This is a genomic window from Aurantiacibacter aquimixticola (assembly GCF_003605475.1).
Taxonomy (GTDB): domain Bacteria; phylum Pseudomonadota; class Alphaproteobacteria; order Sphingomonadales; family Sphingomonadaceae; genus Alteraurantiacibacter; species Alteraurantiacibacter aquimixticola_B.
In genome coordinates this window covers 2,440,856-2,456,297 of sequence record NZ_RAHX01000001.1, presented here as the reverse complement: position 1 = coordinate 2,456,297, position 15,442 = coordinate 2,440,856, and the positions used below count along the sequence as shown (strand labels likewise).

Here is a 15,442-nt window from a genome sequence, read left to right as displayed (position 1 = left end):
GACAAATTCTTGAGCCAGATCACGCGCCATATCCTGACGCTGCCCGGCGGTCGCCGCGTGCATTATCGGCGCTGCGGCAGCGGCCCGGCTTTGCTCATGGTGCATCAAAGCCCGCGCTCCTCCGCCGAATATGCCGAAGTGATGGCGCGCTGGGCGGCGCATTTTACATGTATCGCGCCCGATACGCCGGGCTTCGGGCAGAGCGATCCCTTACCGGGCGAACCGGAGATCGACGAATTCGCGGACGCGCTGGCCGAGTTTCTCGAAGCGCTCGGCGTAGGGCGCTGCGCGGCATACGGTTTCCATTCAGGCGGGGTAATCGCCGTCGCGGCGCTGAAGCGCAATCCGTCTTTGTTCTCCTGCCTCGCCGTGGGCGGATATGCCGTCTGGAACGAGGAGGAAATGGCGCTGTTCGGCGAAAGCTACCTTCCCGAATGGCACCCCACCCCCTATGGCGAGCACCTTGCATGGCTTTGGAACCGCATACTGGAGCAGAGCTGGTTCTTCCCATGGTTCGATGTGCGCGACGAGGCACGGCTTTCCATTGCCCATGCCGACCCGGCGCGGGTCCACCGGGCGATCATGGAAATGCTGGATGCGGGCAATGCCTACCGCGCGGGTTACGGCGCCGTTTTGCGGGCGCCGCGCGGTCTGCCGGGGCCGAGGGCCGATGTGCCGCCGACGCTGATCACAGCCTTCGAAGGCGATCCGCTCTACCCGCATCTCGAGCGGTTGGGGCAGATGCCCGTCAATTGGTCCGCGCATGGCGTGGCGACGCCTGAGGAGCATGAGGCGGAGAGCCTCGCTTTCCTGCAGGGACATGCCGCGCCGGATCCATGCCTGGAGCTGGCGCAGGACGAGAACGAAGGCTGGATTGCTGTCGGCGAGGAACTGATCCACTGGCGCGGCAAGCGTGGCGTAGACAATCTGTACCTGCACGCACCCGCCGCCGAACTGGTGGATCCGAGCGACGCCGCACTCGCTATCGACGTGCCGGGGCACGGCCTGTCGAACGCTGTCGCCGATATTCGGCAAGCCGTAGAGTTTGCCGCCGAGAGGCTTGGAGCATCGCGCATCGACTGGCCCCGGCCGCCCGAGGGCGATCCCGACAGGCTCTACCCCAACCTCACGCCGGATCGCTTCGGCAATTACCTCCAGCGCGCCTGGAGCGCCGCGCGGGCGGAAGCGATGTTCCGCCCCTGGTACGAAGCGAATGCTGCCAATGTGATTGAAATCAATGCCGAAGCCCTCATGCCTGCGGCAATAGCGCGGCGCGCCCGCGCCCGGCTGCGCGCTGGCGATGCGGCGCGCCGATACCATCATTTGCTACATTCCATCCACGGAGACTGAACATGGTCGATCTCAGAAAGGAAATGCCGTTGCTCGCCCGCCACGAAGGTGTGTGGGACGGCACCTATTCCTATTTCAACGCTAGGAACGAAAAGGTGGACGAACATGCCAGCCGCCTGCTCTGCCGTATGCTGGATGACGATGAGACGCCCTACCACCAGACGAATCATTACCGCTGGCCCGACGGCAAGACAGAAATCCGCGATTTTCCCGCCACTTATAAGGATGGCCGCGTGTGGTGGGACAACGACCTGATCCAGGGGTGGGCGGCGGAAGTCCCGCTCGACGAATACAGCCGTACCGTCATGCTGTATTGGCAGCGGACGGGCGATCCGTCGCTCTACCTCTACGAGCAGATCCAGATTTCCGATGACGGGCAGAACCGCTGCCGCACCTGGCACTGGATCCGCGACGGCATGCTGGAAACGCGCACCGCGATTCAGGAGCATCTCGTCACCCGCGACTGGAAGGCGATGGACGAGGAGATGGCCCGCGCGGAGCAGCAGGGCGAGCGGGTCGAATTCGGCGGCGGCCCGGGCTTCGGAGGCTGATCACGCGCCATGCAAAAAACGCTGTTCGACAAGATCTGGGATGCTCACCACGTGGCCGACACGGCGGCGGGAGCCTGCCTGATCGCGATCGACCGCGTCTTTCTGCACGAGCGCACTGGAGCAGCAGCTCTCGGCCGCATGGCGAAGATGGGCCGCGACGTGCTCGATCCGGCGCGGGTTTTCGCGGTGATGGACCACATCGTCGATACACGGCCCGGCCGCGGAGACGGCACGCTGATGAAGGGCGGTGAAGGGTTCATTACCGAAACCCGCGCGGCGGCGAAGGCGGCGGGCATTACGCTGTTCGATGTCAACGACCGGGATCAGGGCATCGTCCACGTCATTTCGCCCGAGCTCGGCGTGGTGCTGCCCGGTCTTACTCTGGTGGCGCCAGACAGCCACACCTGCACGCAAGGCGCGTTCGGCGCGCTCGCCTGGGGCATCGGTTCGTCCGAAGCCGAGCATGCGATGGCGACCGGCACGCTACGGCTGGAAAAGCCTAAGACGATGCGCGTGACATATGGCGGCGCGCTGGCATCCGGCGTCACACCGAAAGACATGGTGCTCCACCTGATCGCCCGCCATGGCGCGGGCGGCGGCGCGGGCCATGCAGTGGAATTCGCGGGCGAAGCCGTTCGCGCGCTCGACATGGAAGGGCGCATGACACTGTGCAACATGGCAACCGAATTCGGCGCGATGAGCGGCTTCGTCGCGCCCGACGCGAAGACTTTCGAATACCTCGCCGGGCGTCGCTTCGCACCCGATGCCTTCGATGATTCCTATTGGGGAAGCCTTCGCTCGGAAGAGGGCGCGAAATTCGACAGCGAAATCGCGATCGATGCCGCGCACATCGCGCCGATGGTCAGCTGGGGAACTTCTCCCGAGGAGGCGATCCCCGTCACCGGCGAAGTGCCGCACGGCACAGACAAGGTGCACGACTATATCGGGTTGGACGCGGGGCAGACACTCGCCGGAACGCCTGTCGATGTCGCCTTTATCGGCAGCTGTACCAACAGCCGCATTTCCGATCTGCGCCGCGCCGCTGCGATCCTGCGGGGCCGCCGCGTCGCACCCTCGATCAAGGTTGCCATGGTGGTGCCCGGCTCGATGGCGGTGAAGCGGCAGGCTGAGGAAGAGGGCCTTGACCGCATCTTCACAGAGGCGGGCTTCGAATGGCGAATGTCGGGTTGTTCGCTGTGCTTTTATGCGGGCGGCGAAGGCTTTCCCGAAGGCAGCCGCACGATCAGCAGCACCAACCGCAATTTCGAGGGGCGGCAGGGCCCCGGCATCCGCACCCATATCGCCTCGCCCGAAACGGTGGCTGCCAGCGCCATCGCCGGCGCCATCGCCGATCCGCGCGACTATGTCCGCGAACTGGAGGCGGCGTGAGCCCCTTCCCCCAGCCCCTCAACTCTCGCGCCGCGCCGCTGCTGGTCGACAATGTCGACACAGACACGATAATTCCCAGTCGCGAAATGCGCTCCACCGGCCGGACCGGGCTGGCGGACGGCCTGTTCGCCCCGCGGCGCTACAGCGATGCCGATGCGCGAGTCGAAAACCCCGATTTCGTCCTCAACCGTCCTGAATACCGCGATGCGACGATACTGCTTGGCGGCGCGAATTTCGGCTGCGGCTCGAGCCGGGAGCACGCCGTCTGGGCGCTTGCCGAATGGGGCTTTCGCTGCGTGATCGCGGAAAGCTTCGCCCCGATCTTTCGCGGCAATTGCGTGCGCAACGGCATCCTTCCGGTCGTCATGCCGCGCGAGGTTCTGGAAGCACTGGCGGGCGAGGAGGTAACGGTCGATATCGATGCGCAGGAAGTTGCCGGAGACGGCGAAACGCATCCCTTCGCCATCGATGCCGAGGCGAAACAGATGCTTGCCGAGGGTCTCGACGCCATAGACCTCACCCTGACCCAGCGCGATGATATCGCCGCCTGGATCGCTGCGGACCGCGCGCGCAGGCCGTGGGTCTATCTCGAGAAGCAGCAATGACATCAATAATCCACGGGAATATGGCGGAAGTGAAATGGAAACACCCTCGTCACCCAGGAGCGGTATCATGACGGCAATACACGTTTCCGAAGTCGGCCCGCGCGACGGTTTGCAGAGCATAGAGCGGGTGATGCCGCTCGAAGCCAAGAAGCGCTGGATCGCAGCCGAGGCGGCAGCTGGCGTAAGTGAGATCGAAGTCGGCAGCTTCGTTCCGCCCACGCTTTTGCCGCAGATGGCCGACACCGCCGACCTGGTCGCCTTCGCCAAGACCTTGGACGGCCTGCGCGTGGTAGCCCTCGTCCCCAACGCCAAGGGCGCACAGCGCGCGGCGGACGCGGGCGTCCACGCCTTCTCCCTGCCCTTTTCGATGAGCGAGACGCATTCGAAGAAAAACCTGCGCAAGGATCACGCGCAGATGCTGGAGGAGATCGCCGCCTGCGCTGAAATCGCGCGGAATCACGGCATCCACTTCGAAGTCGGCCTCGCCACGGCATTCGGCTGCACGATCGAAGGCGCGGTGCCGGAGGACCAGGTGGTGCGCCTTGCCGAAGCAGCCATAGGGGCAGGCGCGATGGAGGTCGGCCTGTCCGACACCACCGGCTATGCCGATCCGGCACAAGTCCGGCGGCTCGTGCGGCGAGTGAAAGCTGCGGTGGGCGACGACAAGCTCGATACCCTCCACCTGCACAACACGCGCGGCCTCGGCCTCGCCAATGTGGTGGCAGGACTGGAGGAGGGAATCATCACTTTCGACGCCTCGCTCGGCGGGCTTGGTGGCTGCCCGTTCGCGCCCGGCGCAAGCGGCAATATCGTGACAGAGGATCTTGTGCTCATGCTCAACAGCATGGGCCACGACACCGGCATCGATCTGGAAAAGCTGCTGGAGGTGCGCGGCATCCTGGAAGAGGCGCTGCCGGGAGAACCGCTTTACGGCTTCACGCCCGATGCCGGGCCGATGTTGGATTATAACGAAAGGACTGCAGCATGAGTGCGCCCACTCCGCTTGCGGGCCTTCAGGTTGTCGAGTTCACGCACATGGTAATGGGGCCGGCCGTTGGGCACGTCCTCGCAGGGCTGGGCGCCGAGATCGTTCGGGTGGAACCTATGGGCGGCGACCGCACGCGGTCCTTGCGCGGCTCGGGCGCGGGCTATTTCCCAATGTACAATCGCGGCAAGCGGTCGATCTGCATTGACCTCAAATCGGAGGACGGGCTGGCGGTTGCGAAGGACTTGATCGCGAATTCCGATGTGCTGGTCGAAAACTTCCGCCCCGGTGCGCTCGACCGGCTCGGCCTTGGCTATGAAGCGATGGCCGATGCCAATCCACGCCTCATCTACTGCTCCGAAAAGGGCTTTCTGCCCGGTCCGTACGAGAACCGCACCGCGCTCGACGAAGTGGCGCAGATGATGGGCGGTCTTGCCTACATGACAGGCGAACCGGGCAAGCCGACCCGCGCGGGCGCATCGGTGATAGACGTGACAGGCGGCATGTTCGGCGTGATCGGCATCCTCGCCGCGCTGGAGGAGCGCCACAGCACCGGCAAGGGCCAGAAGGTCGTCGCCAGCCTGTTCGAGACGACCGCATATCTCGTCGGCCAGCACATGGCGCAATATGCCGTCACCGGCACGCCCGCGGCGCCCATGCCCGCGCGCATTTCGGCCTGGGCGATCTACGATGTTTTTCAGACGCGGGACGAGCCGATCTTCATCGGCGTGGTCACCAATGCGCTGTGGGAGAAGTTCTGCAAGCTGTTTGGCTTGGAAGAGCTCTGGGCTGATAAAAGCCTTCGAGAAAACAACGCCCGCGTCGCAGCGCGCGATCGTATTCTGCCGGTGATCCAGAAAATAATCGAGGGAATGACGCGGGACGAGGTCGTCGAAAAACTGGACGGAAGCGGCCTGCCCTTCGCCCCCATCGGCAAGCCGGAAGAGTTGTTCGACGATCCGCAACTTGCGGCGGGTGGGCTGGAGGACGTGACGCTCGATAGCGGAGAGCAGGTGCGACTGCCGGCCATACCTCTTGAGATGGGCGGCGAGCGGATCGGCAGCGATCAGCATTTGCCGAAGCCAGGGCGCGACACAGCCGAGGTGCTGGCCGCGCTTGGCTACGACAGCGGGCGAATTGCGGCACTGCGAGGTAGCGGTGCCGTGGGCTAGATCACGTAGCTCCAGCCGTCCTCGGTTCGGGTGCGCTGCTCGATCATGCGGCGATGGAGATCGGCGATGAGCCGCGATCCGGTCTTGATGAAGAGAAAAGGGAAAATCGCATGGACTATACAGGCAAGGCCTCCCAGCACCATGCGCGATCCAAAGCCGCCAGCATGGGCAAGGTGCTTAAAATAGGTCTCGCCGACGGTGGCGGGATGCTTGGTAAAGGCTTTCAGCATGGCTAGGTACTTTCAATGCTCCTGATTATGTGATGAGCGTGACTGCCACCGCCAGCCCGGCGGCCAGCGATGCGAGGCTCGCGAGCGCAATCGGCATTAGCGCGCGCCATCCCGTTTCGAGCAGGAGGCCGAGCCGCGAGCGGATTGCCGTCGCCGTGACCGCAAGGAGCAATAAAGCCTTCGACAGATCGAGACCAACCTGCGCGACCCTGTCCGGCATGGCAACTGCGCTGTTTACCGCGAGCACCGCGAGAAAGCCGAGAATGAACCAGGGGAGCGGAATACGAGAAGTTCCCCCGCCGCCGCGGCGCCCCAACCACAGCGCCACAAGCGCGACGACCGGAGCGAGCAATGCGACGCGCGCCAGCTTCACGATGGTCCCGCTCTGCCCTGCGGCATCGGAATATCCGTACGCGCCGCCGATTGCCTGTCCGGCATCGTGGACCGTAGCGCCGATCAGGAAGCCAGCCTGCGCATCGGTGAGACCCAGGGTGGTAGCGAGAATTGGCGCGGCAGCGATCGCCAAGGCGCTGGCCAGCGCAACGCCCACCAGGGTCACCGAAAAGCGCGCTTGGTCGAGCCGGTCCCTGCCGATGACGCCATACAGCGCTAAGGCCGCCGAAGCGCCGCAGATTGCCGTTGCGCCGCCCGCCAGCACGCCCGCTTCGCTCTGCTGGCCAAAGATACGCGCCGCCATTACCGCAGCGAGCATGGCCACGAACATCACAGTGAGCAATCCGACGGCGGTTGGCAGGCCAAGCGCTCCCACCTGCACAAACGTAACCTGCAGTCCGAGCAGGACGATACCTGCCCTGAGCGCATGGCGAGAAAGGAAATCCAATCCCGGTCCGGTGCGCTCATCGTCTGCCATGAAGCTAAGCGCCAGACCGATCAGCAGGCCGAGAAGGATCAGCGGAAACTCATAGGCTCGCGCCAGGAAGCCCGCCGCCAATGCCGCCGTGGCGCATAGAAGCACGCCGGGCATGTACGCGCGCAGTGGCAGACGCCGAGGCGCTTCCTTCTCCTCAGCGAGGTATATCTCGCCGAAGAGGTCGCCCGCCGCATAATCGAAACCGGATCGACTCATCCGGTGGTGATGCCGAGTTTTTCGACCTGTGCAAGATAGCGGCGCCGCACTAGCGGCATGAGCGCCAGCGGGAGGACAGCGAAGATGATCGGCACCGCGGCAACCGCATACCGCAGATCGTCCTCTCCGAAAACGCGGCTGGAAAGTTCGCCCACGGCTATTGGACCGAGGGAGCCGAACATGCTGATAGCAAAATAGTACAGTGCCACGATCTGCCCGCGCACCTGCGCCGGAGTGATAACGAGCAGCGCCGTCACGCCGATGGCTGAGACGATACCGATGCCGATCGTGTTGATGCACAGCACGAAAAAAGCACTCACGGCGCTCGGCATCAGCATCGCGATCGTGCCGGTCGGCACCATGATGAAGAAGCCGATATACATGAGCTTGAGTGCGGCATCGGGCACGCCGTTTGCAGTCCATCTGTCGGAAATCGTGCCCATCAGCAGCATGTTGAGCGGGCCGATGACGAGCAGCGCCACGCCGTTTACGGTCGCGTAGGTCTGCGGACTCCAGCCGAAGCTGCGCTCGAACACCGGCGCGAGAAACCCCTGGCTGTACGCGATGGCCGTCATGCAGCAGACCACCATCACGAAGCCGAAATAAAGCAAGAAATTGTCCATGATATAGCGGATCGCGTCCAGCGCCCCGCTTCCTCCGATGACCTGCGGCGCCGCAACTGCGGGGCGTCGCACCGGCTCTCGGATAAAAAGAAAAAGCAGCGCAAAGAAAATGCCGGGCAGTCCGACCACTATCAGGGTGAATCGCCATGGCGCGAGTTCGCCGAACAGCGGCAGGCTCTGGCTGCCGCTGGCGGCCGTCCACGCAATCACCGCGCCGGAGAGCAGCGAAGCCAGACCGGCCCCGATTGGCAGCGCACTGGAGTAAAAAGCGATGGGCTTACCACGCTTCTCGGGCGGAAAGCTGTCGCCGATCATGGAGAACGTCGCCGGACTCAGCGTCGCCTCGCCAATGCCCACACCCATGCGCGCGGAAAAGAGTTGCACGAAATTCTTTGCCATGCCGGTTGCCACGGTCGCGGCAGACCAGAGCGCCATGCCGACAGCCACGATCCAGGTTCGCCGCCCCCGATCGATGAGCCAGCCCATGAATAGTCCCACGACACCGTATACGAGCGTGAATGCGGAAAGAAGATATCCGATGGCGCTGTCCGAGAGATCGAATTCCGCCTTGATAGGCTCGATCAGCAGGCCAAGGATGTAGCGATCGACGAAGCTGAAGATGTACGCCATCGTCAGCAGAACAACGAGCGCCCAGCCTGCCCCGGCCGATGGATATGGGTTTGCCTGACCGGACAGATGGGAGACACCTTTCGCTTCGCCGGGTGCGGCTGCTTCGGCGCTCATTTGCCGTCCTCCGGGATCAGGTAGATCACCACCAGATTGTCGTCGAAATCGACGATGCCGATCTCGCGGCCCTCGCGTCCGTCGTGTGTGGTCAGCGCACCCTCTTCATAGACATGCAGGCCAAGCTCGCGGCTCGCCGCCGTGACTGCGTCCGGATCCTGCGTTTCCAGCACGATAGCTCCACGCCGGGGATGCGGCACCGGCTCGAGGACGATCTCGGAAATCTCGCTCAGTGCCATGACGCGGGGCTGTCCGGGCAGAGAAAGGATCGCGAAACCGAGCCGGGCGCCGTCCGGAATGTCGAACACCGGGATCGAATAGCTGTCCGGATGGTGACCCAGGCGATAGGTAACCTCGAAACCAAGCACGCCTTCGTAGAAAGTCAGGGCCCGATCCAGATCGCGCACGACGAAATTTGCGCGCTGGAAACGCACAGATGGTTTCTCGCTCAAAGCCATTCCTCCGGTTCGCCGCGGACGCTGCAGCATTGCACCCCGACATTCGCGCCATAATAGAGATTGGCCAAAGCGCGCGGCATGGCGGCAAACCCCTTCTCGATATCCTGCACAGGCTTCAGCCGCCCGTCGGCGATCCAGCTGGCCAATTCCTCCATGACCACATCCCAGCGATCGAGGTGGTTGTAGACAAAAAAACCTTGCATCCGCGCGTCGGAGGCGCGCAGGCGGGTGTAGTTCGTCAGGCCGAATGGCTCTGACCGAGTATACTCGCTGATCGAACCGCACAGTACGATGCGCGCATGCAGTCGCAGCCGGTCGAGTACGGCAGAGAGAGTCTCTCCGCCGACATTATCGAAATAGAGATCGATCCCGTCTGCCCGCAGATCGTCCAGTCGCGCGGCAATGTCCTCGCTCTTGTAATCGATCGCGGCGGCGCATCCGTGGCGCTGGATGAAGTCGCATTTCTCCGGCCCTCCGGCGATGCCGACAACATCGCAGCCGACCACCTTTGCAGCCATCTGGCTGACCATGGAGCCGACTCCGCCCGCCGCCCCGGACAGCACCATGCGGTCCTCCGGCTTGGGGTTTCCGCAAGCGAAAAGCCCCGCATGAGCGCTGAGACCCGTCATCCCGAGCACGCCTGCTCCCAGCGCTGCCGGAAGTCCGTTCTTCGGCATGCGGAAGAATTTTTCCTGCGGCGTCATCCGGCTTGCTTTCCAGGTCTGCCAGCCCAGCTGACCCTGAACCATCTCACTCTCGCGCCAGTCGGGATGGCGGCTCTTGACGACTTGCGCAACGCCGCGACCGTGGATGACATCTCCGACGCCGAGCTGCGCGTACCCGGTGCTGGCGGTGCCCTGCATGTAGAAGCGCATCACTGGGGCAAGGCCGAGATAATGCGTGCGCAGCAGCACCTCGCCTTCGGCAGGTTGCGGAATGGGTTCTGAGTGCAAGGTAAAGTCTTCCGGGCGGACAATCCCTTGCGGACGGCGGGCGATGCGCCATTGCCAATTCGCCTCTTCATCGATCTCCCCTGCGCAAATGCCATCGAAGGCAGCGAGAGCGGCGCCTGGTGTCACGCCTCATGAACCTCGACGATTTGGTTCACTTCGAAGAAATAACCGTCGAGATCCCAGAAGCTTGCGCCGAGCATGTCTTTGACCCGGCCATCCGCGCCAGTCACCGACCACTCCTTCGGTTCCGCGTGCACGCACGAACCTCTCGACCGGGCGCGCTCGACTGTCGCGCGGCAATCCTCAGCGGCGACGACAAAGATCGGCGCACCAAAGGGAATTTCGGTCGGAAGCTGTTCGGGAATATCGGGTCGGCGCGGATCGGTGAATTCGAGGAGGCCGATCATGCCGATCGTGTCATGCTCCGCCTTCATGATGATGAGGCGCGTGTGATCACCCATCTTGCCGGCGGCAAGCTGAGTGCCGGATAGAGTGAACGGTACGTCCATCCAGCGGGTCATACCGAGCACGTCTTCATACCACTGCGCTGCCCGCTCGGCATGGCGCACCATCAGCGTCGTGCGCTTGAGGATGTCGGTCATCGGTACGCTTCGGCAAGACTTGGCGCCTCGATTACCAGAACCTGGCAATCGGCTATCCCGACGCGAAGTTTCTTTGCTTCCGCATATTCCGGGCTGTTCCAGAAGCGATGCACGCTTTGCTTGTCCGGCCATTCGGAGATCACCATGCTCGCGCCGTCGCCAAAATCGCCCTCGAGCGCCTCGGCACCGGGCGCACGCAGGAGATACCGGCCGCCGTGCTTCTCGACGAGAGCGGCAGCCCTTGCGCCATATTCTTGTATGAATGCATCGCGATCATGGATGTGGCATGTGACAATCATGTAGGCAGGCATCGGCTATCCCCTCTCTGTGCCACATGCTGACGAGCGGGCTCGCGAAATATGAAATGCGACTGCGGCAACATGCCGTTTTACGTCCACTAAACGTGGCTTTGATCTGCCCATCTTCCCCTCCCCGCACATCTGTCGGCTATTCTCGCGACAGTTTCTCGACCCACTCCATGATCGGCGGATCGTCGGCCTCCATCGCCTCTATCGCCTGCTGAAAACCGCGCATGATCCGGGCGACATAGGCGCGGGTGGCGAGCGCGCGTTCTTCGCCCGCTTCGCGGTCCGGCTCGTAAGCCTCGATATCTTCGCGGTTCAGCGTGCCGTTTTTATCGAGCAGCCGCTCTATGGTGTCCTGCCGCTCGCGCAGCGCGGAAACCTCGGCCGCAAGCGCGAAAACGACCGAGTACAGCCGGTCCACCGCTTCGGCATCGAAGAATTCGGGGCGCTTGCCCTTGGCTCGCTTGCCGGAGGCTGCGATCCAATCGAAATCGGGTGTGTCGCTCATGCAGCGCGCGCCTGTTCGCCCAAATTAGGTTTCCACGCTCCGTAGGCGTTCCAGATCGCGGCGCGTCCGAAGTCCTCTTCGCCTTCGTCCGGCGATGGCGGGAAGATTTCCGGATCGACTACGGCGCGCACGCCTGCGGTGAACTGGCAATCGCGTGGAAAACCTGCGCCTTCCATGACCTGCTTCAGGTCCAGCGCATGCATGGCGGACCAGAACGGCTCATTATTGTTGAAGGCATCCCAGTCCCGCATGAATTGCTCGTAAAGCGGCATTTCATCCGAATATTGCGGTTGCTCGATATGGAAGATGAGACCGCCCGGCGCGAGAACGCGGTGCGCTTCCTTCAACAAACGCGGCATCGCCTTGGACGACAATTCATGCAGGAACATCGTCGTCTGCACCCAGTCGAAATGCTCGTCCGCCCAGCGCGACAGATCCTCTCCGGAGGCCTGCACGAAGCGGATATTGTCGATCCCCATCGCTGCCGCGCGCGCAGCTCCATAGCGCAGCGAAGCGCCTGCTGTGTCGATCGCAATCACCTCGGCATCCGGGAAGGCCTGCGCGATGGGAACGGCGTTGTGGCCCACGGTCGCGCCGATATCGAGAACGCGCCTCGGCTGCCAGTCCGGTCGCTCGCGCCTGAGCCATTCGACCACCGCCTGCCCGCCGCCATCGTTCAACCCACCCAGAGCGCCGCCGGTCGTCGCAAAGATGCCGACATCATAATTCGCGCCCGCGCTGACGTCGCCCGGCAGTTCCTCGGAATGGTACCCGCCGGGCTGGCAATGGATATCGACCGCCGTCTGGTAATGCGGTTGCTCCACCGATTGGTCGAGTTCGAGATTGCCAGCCATCTCAATAAGTTGGCCCGCTTTCTCGCCGAGCTCTTCAAGTTGGCGCAGCACGACCTGACGGCCATTGTGCTGGCGCATCTCCATCGAATTGCGTTTCATCGCCGACCACATACGATGCCAGTTATCGCGGTTCATCGCTTCGCGGATTTCGTAGCGGTGTTCCGGATCTCGTCCGTGCTGTTCCCGGAAGGCAGGCAATGCGCGCTTTTCGTATGCGAGCTTGTTCCCACTGCCGAGGGGACCCGAAAGGAAACGATTGAAATGCGTGAGGAAATTGAAGCGCGCCGCCTCGTCGTGCGACGTGTGCGGCATCATCGGGTGACGGGTCAGTGCCGTGTAGGGGGGCGGGAGATCGGATGCCATCGCGTTACCTCGAAATTTGTCCGGACAAATCTGCCAGCGGAGCGCCGAAAGTCAATCTTCTTTGCGCGACCGATGTCATTGGACCAACGCATCGGCAAGACTGTCGATCCGGTGAACCGGACCGTCTGCCTTGCCGATGAGAGCATCCTGGTCGAACGCCATTTCCAGCTTCAGCGCAGCTGCGAATTCGGCACCGACACGCAGGATATCTGCGGTTTGCCGATGCAGCATGCCCGGCGACTGATCGAGCGGCTCGGCGCGCTGTGCGCTAACCGATCCATCGTTCCACGGATCGCGCAGCGCCCGTTCGCGCACGAAATGCCAGGCTTCAAGAAGATGCGCGCCGCTCGCTCTTGGAGTCACGTCGGGGATGCCGTTACGCAGCGAATCCGCGCCTTTTTGCTCCATGGCGGTGAAGGGCAGAAGATGGACAGCAAGGGACAGATCGGAGGCGGCAGCGGCCCTGAGAGCAACAGCGCCGCCCAGCCCTTCACCGATGATATGCAGATTGTTCGGCAGCTCGCGGATCGCGTCGATGACCGGCGCAGCCAACGTTTCGAGATTGTCGAAGCTGCACGGATGTATGCGGCTGTGACCATGGCCCGGCAAATCGATTGCGATCAGCCATCGCTCCGAAATGGATTCCGGATAATCCAGCCATTGACGGCAAGAACTTCCCGCACCGTGCAGCATCACTATCGGTTCTTTCTTGCCCGCATCGCTGCGCCGGCAATGGAGCTGGCCGACTTCCGTTTCGAGGTAGGCACGGTGGGGGCCGGAAGGTGGTCGCTGCTCGAAGTCCGGGGCTGGGAAATGCTCTTCGCCGATAGCCGCGCTCAACGCTTCCAACTGAACGGCGTATCGCTCTTCCAGCGATGGGCCGGCGCGAAGCAGTCTGACGTTTTTTGGCAGACCTTGCGCGATGAGATCGTCGGCGATCCGCAACACGGCGCTGCCATCCCAGCGGGTCATCACAGCGGACGCGGTGAAGCCGGTAAAGTGGGCAATGTCCTCCGCTTCGAACGCCTTGCGATAGGCTTTTGCGTAATCCTCTCCCGCGTCGAGATAGCGCAGCAATATCGCGTGGATCGCTTCGGGCGGGAAGCGCGGGATCGGCAGGCGATCCTCGGGCCGGTCGGAATTCCAGGGAAACGCGCTGAACAGGCCGGAGCACATGTCCCACAGCGTCAGCAGATGCCCGCCATCGCGGCGCGGCGCGACCGCAGGGAAATAGCCGCGCATCACCCGCTCGCGCTCCGCCGCGTCGATATGGCCGTTGGCGTCCAGCAAAACGAGCGCGAGGCGTTTGGGCCGATGCTTTCCCATCTCGATGGCGATCTGCGCGCCCGTCGCCGCGCCATAGAGGAAGAAGCGGTCCAGCCCCAACGCATCGGCGGCGGCGAAGATCACCTCGGCGTAGTCGGCGAGCGAGGCATTGTCTGGCGTCGGATCGTCGGACAGGCCGTAGCCCGGCGTATCGAGCGCGATGCAAGTGCAGACCTTGCCGAAATGCGCCATCGCCGGCTCCAGCGCTTCGGAGCTTTGCGGCGAGGGATGCAGCATGATCAGCGGCGGCCCGCTGCCGCTGCGTCGATAGTGAAGCTGCGCCCCGCTATCGGGCAGCGTTAGATAGCCGCAGGTGACACCCTCACCCATTGCCGAGCGCGACCACCGTCTTGCCGACATTGTCTCCGTGCATCAGCTTGGCGAACAGTTCCGGCGTCGCCGCCAACCCTTCGGCACGGTCCTCCACATAGCGCAAATCACCGGACTCGATCCATTCGAACGCACGCGCCGCATAATCGGCCTGCTCCGCCATGTAATCGTAGACCACCAGGCCGGACAGCTGCGCCCGCTTCAGGATATAGACCCCTGGATTGGGACCGGCAGGCCGCTCACCCTCGGGCAGATTGTATTGCGAGATCAGGCCGCACAAAATCACGCGCCCGTAATCTGCAAGATTGGCGAGCGCGGCATCGAGCACGTCGCCCCCGACATTGTCGTGATAAACGGTAATCCCGTCCGGGAGGGCCGCGGCCAGCTGGTCGGTCCAGTCGGCATCCTTGTAATTGATGCACAGGTCGAAGCCGTACTCGCGCTCCACCGTCCGGCATTTGGTGTCCGATCCTGCAAGTCCGACGACTTTCGTCGCGCCCTTGATCCGCGCGAGCTGGCCGACCGTGCCGCCGACCGGGCCGGTGGCGGAGGACACGAGCACCCTGTCCCCTTCCCGCACCTTGGCCAGGTGATGCGCGCTGGCCCAGGCGGTGAGGCCGGGCATGCCGCAAACGCCGAGATGGAGAGATAGCGGCTGGATCGCGGCGTCTACCTTCTGCGCGGCGGCGGCGTCCATCACACAATGCGTCCGCCAGCCGCTTTCACCGACGACATGATCGCCTGGCGCGAAGCCTGCGGCCCTGCTTTCCAGCACTTCGCCAACCGCGAGGCCGGGGATGAGTTCACCGATTTTGGGCGCGGGGCCGGACATGTGCCGACCTTTCAGGCGGGAACCGATATAGGGATCAAGCGAGAGAAAGGCGTTCTTTACCAGCAGCTCACCCTCGGCGATTTCGGGCCGGGCCATGGCCTCGATGGCGAAGTCCTGCGCCACCGGAACGCCGGTGATCTCCCGCGACAAGACCACTTTCTGAAATTCGCTCATG

Annotated in this window: 17 protein-coding genes; 6 read left to right on the top strand and 11 right to left on the bottom strand. The window is 63.3% G+C overall.

Features of this window, described 5'->3' with window-relative positions; all coding sequences use genetic code 11:
• The first annotated feature begins 9 nt into the window (after nucleotides 1–9).
• The 6 genes from D6201_RS12320 (at nucleotide 10) to D6201_RS12295 (ending at nucleotide 6,052) form a co-directional block, all read left to right on the top strand.
• Entirely contained in the window at nucleotides 10–1,350 is a 1,341-nt protein-coding gene (locus D6201_RS12320; protein ID WP_120049041.1) for an alpha/beta hydrolase, read from the top strand.
• A 2-nt stretch (nucleotides 1,351–1,352) separates the two neighbouring features.
• Complete coding sequence (locus tag D6201_RS12315) at nucleotides 1,353–1,901, top strand: DUF3598 domain-containing protein (protein WP_242447543.1); 549 nt, start codon at nucleotides 1,353–1,355, stop codon at nucleotides 1,899–1,901.
• A 9-nt stretch (nucleotides 1,902–1,910) separates the two neighbouring features.
• The gene (locus D6201_RS12310; protein ID WP_120049040.1) at nucleotides 1,911–3,290 is read left to right on the top strand and encodes a 3-isopropylmalate dehydratase large subunit; all 1,380 of its coding nucleotides are present in this window, start codon (nucleotides 1,911–1,913) and stop codon (nucleotides 3,288–3,290) included.
• On the top strand, nucleotides 3,287–3,895 hold the full coding sequence (leuD, locus tag D6201_RS12305; RefSeq protein WP_120049039.1) for a 3-isopropylmalate dehydratase small subunit: 609 nt from the start codon (nucleotides 3,287–3,289) through the stop codon (nucleotides 3,893–3,895). The genes D6201_RS12310 and leuD overlap by 4 nt, the downstream gene beginning before the upstream one ends.
• A gap of 67 nt (nucleotides 3,896–3,962) precedes the next feature.
• Nucleotides 3,963–4,883, top strand: coding sequence for a hydroxymethylglutaryl-CoA lyase (locus D6201_RS12300; RefSeq protein WP_120049038.1), 921 nt, complete (start codon nucleotides 3,963–3,965; stop codon nucleotides 4,881–4,883).
• On the top strand, nucleotides 4,880–6,052 hold the full coding sequence (locus D6201_RS12295) for a CaiB/BaiF CoA transferase family protein (RefSeq protein ID WP_120049037.1): 1,173 nt from the start codon (nucleotides 4,880–4,882) through the stop codon (nucleotides 6,050–6,052). Before D6201_RS12300 ends, D6201_RS12295 begins: the two co-directional genes overlap by 4 nt.
• Here D6201_RS12295 and D6201_RS12290 read toward each other — a convergent pair.
• The 11 genes from D6201_RS12290 to D6201_RS12240 all read right to left on the bottom strand — a co-directional run bounded on the left by D6201_RS12290 (nucleotide 6,049) and on the right by D6201_RS12240 (nucleotide 15,441).
• A complete protein-coding gene (locus D6201_RS12290) occupies nucleotides 6,049–6,282 on the bottom strand; it encodes a DUF6356 family protein (RefSeq protein WP_120049036.1) in 234 nt (77 codons plus the stop codon). The two genes, D6201_RS12295 and D6201_RS12290, sit on opposite strands and share 4 nt — an antisense overlap.
• Before the next feature lie 25 nt (nucleotides 6,283–6,307).
• The gene (locus tag D6201_RS12285; RefSeq protein WP_120049035.1) at nucleotides 6,308–7,369 is read right to left on the bottom strand and encodes a YeiH family protein; all 1,062 of its coding nucleotides are present in this window, start codon (nucleotides 7,367–7,369) and stop codon (nucleotides 6,308–6,310) included.
• Nucleotides 7,366–8,736 (bottom strand): MFS transporter, encoded by a 1,371-nt coding sequence (locus D6201_RS12280; RefSeq protein WP_120049034.1) that lies wholly within the window; start codon nucleotides 8,734–8,736, stop codon nucleotides 7,366–7,368. The genes D6201_RS12285 and D6201_RS12280 overlap by 4 nt, the downstream gene beginning before the upstream one ends.
• Nucleotides 8,733–9,188, bottom strand: coding sequence for a VOC family protein (locus D6201_RS12275; RefSeq protein WP_165853559.1), 456 nt, complete (start codon nucleotides 9,186–9,188; stop codon nucleotides 8,733–8,735). Before D6201_RS12275 ends, D6201_RS12280 begins: the two co-directional genes overlap by 4 nt.
• Nucleotides 9,185–10,273 carry an NADP-dependent oxidoreductase gene (locus tag D6201_RS12270; RefSeq protein WP_120049032.1) on the bottom strand — a complete coding sequence of 363 codons (1,089 nt, stop codon included), beginning with the start codon at nucleotides 10,271–10,273 and terminating at the stop codon, nucleotides 9,185–9,187. Before D6201_RS12270 ends, D6201_RS12275 begins: the two co-directional genes overlap by 4 nt.
• Nucleotides 10,270–10,749 (bottom strand): VOC family protein, encoded by a 480-nt coding sequence (locus D6201_RS12265; protein WP_165853558.1) that lies wholly within the window; start codon nucleotides 10,747–10,749, stop codon nucleotides 10,270–10,272. The genes D6201_RS12270 and D6201_RS12265 overlap by 4 nt, the downstream gene beginning before the upstream one ends.
• Nucleotides 10,746–11,060: a DUF1330 domain-containing protein gene (locus tag D6201_RS12260; RefSeq protein WP_120049030.1), complete on the bottom strand. Its 315-nt coding sequence runs from the start codon at nucleotides 11,058–11,060 to the stop codon at nucleotides 10,746–10,748. The genes D6201_RS12265 and D6201_RS12260 overlap by 4 nt, the downstream gene beginning before the upstream one ends.
• A gap of 136 nt (nucleotides 11,061–11,196) precedes the next feature.
• Nucleotides 11,197–11,562 carry a hypothetical protein gene (locus D6201_RS12255; protein ID WP_120049029.1) on the bottom strand — a complete coding sequence of 122 codons (366 nt, stop codon included), beginning with the start codon at nucleotides 11,560–11,562 and terminating at the stop codon, nucleotides 11,197–11,199.
• Nucleotides 11,559–12,779, bottom strand: a complete 1,221-nt coding sequence (locus D6201_RS12250; protein WP_120049028.1) for a class I SAM-dependent methyltransferase — start codon at nucleotides 12,777–12,779, stop codon at nucleotides 11,559–11,561. Before D6201_RS12250 ends, D6201_RS12255 begins: the two co-directional genes overlap by 4 nt.
• Before the next feature lie 75 nt (nucleotides 12,780–12,854).
• On the bottom strand, nucleotides 12,855–14,435 hold the full coding sequence (locus D6201_RS12245; RefSeq protein ID WP_165853557.1) for an alpha/beta fold hydrolase: 1,581 nt from the start codon (nucleotides 14,433–14,435) through the stop codon (nucleotides 12,855–12,857).
• Complete coding sequence (locus tag D6201_RS12240) at nucleotides 14,428–15,441, bottom strand: NADP-dependent oxidoreductase (protein WP_120049026.1); 1,014 nt, start codon at nucleotides 15,439–15,441, stop codon at nucleotides 14,428–14,430. Before D6201_RS12240 ends, D6201_RS12245 begins: the two co-directional genes overlap by 8 nt.
• Between the last annotated feature and the right edge of the window lies 1 nt (nucleotide 15,442).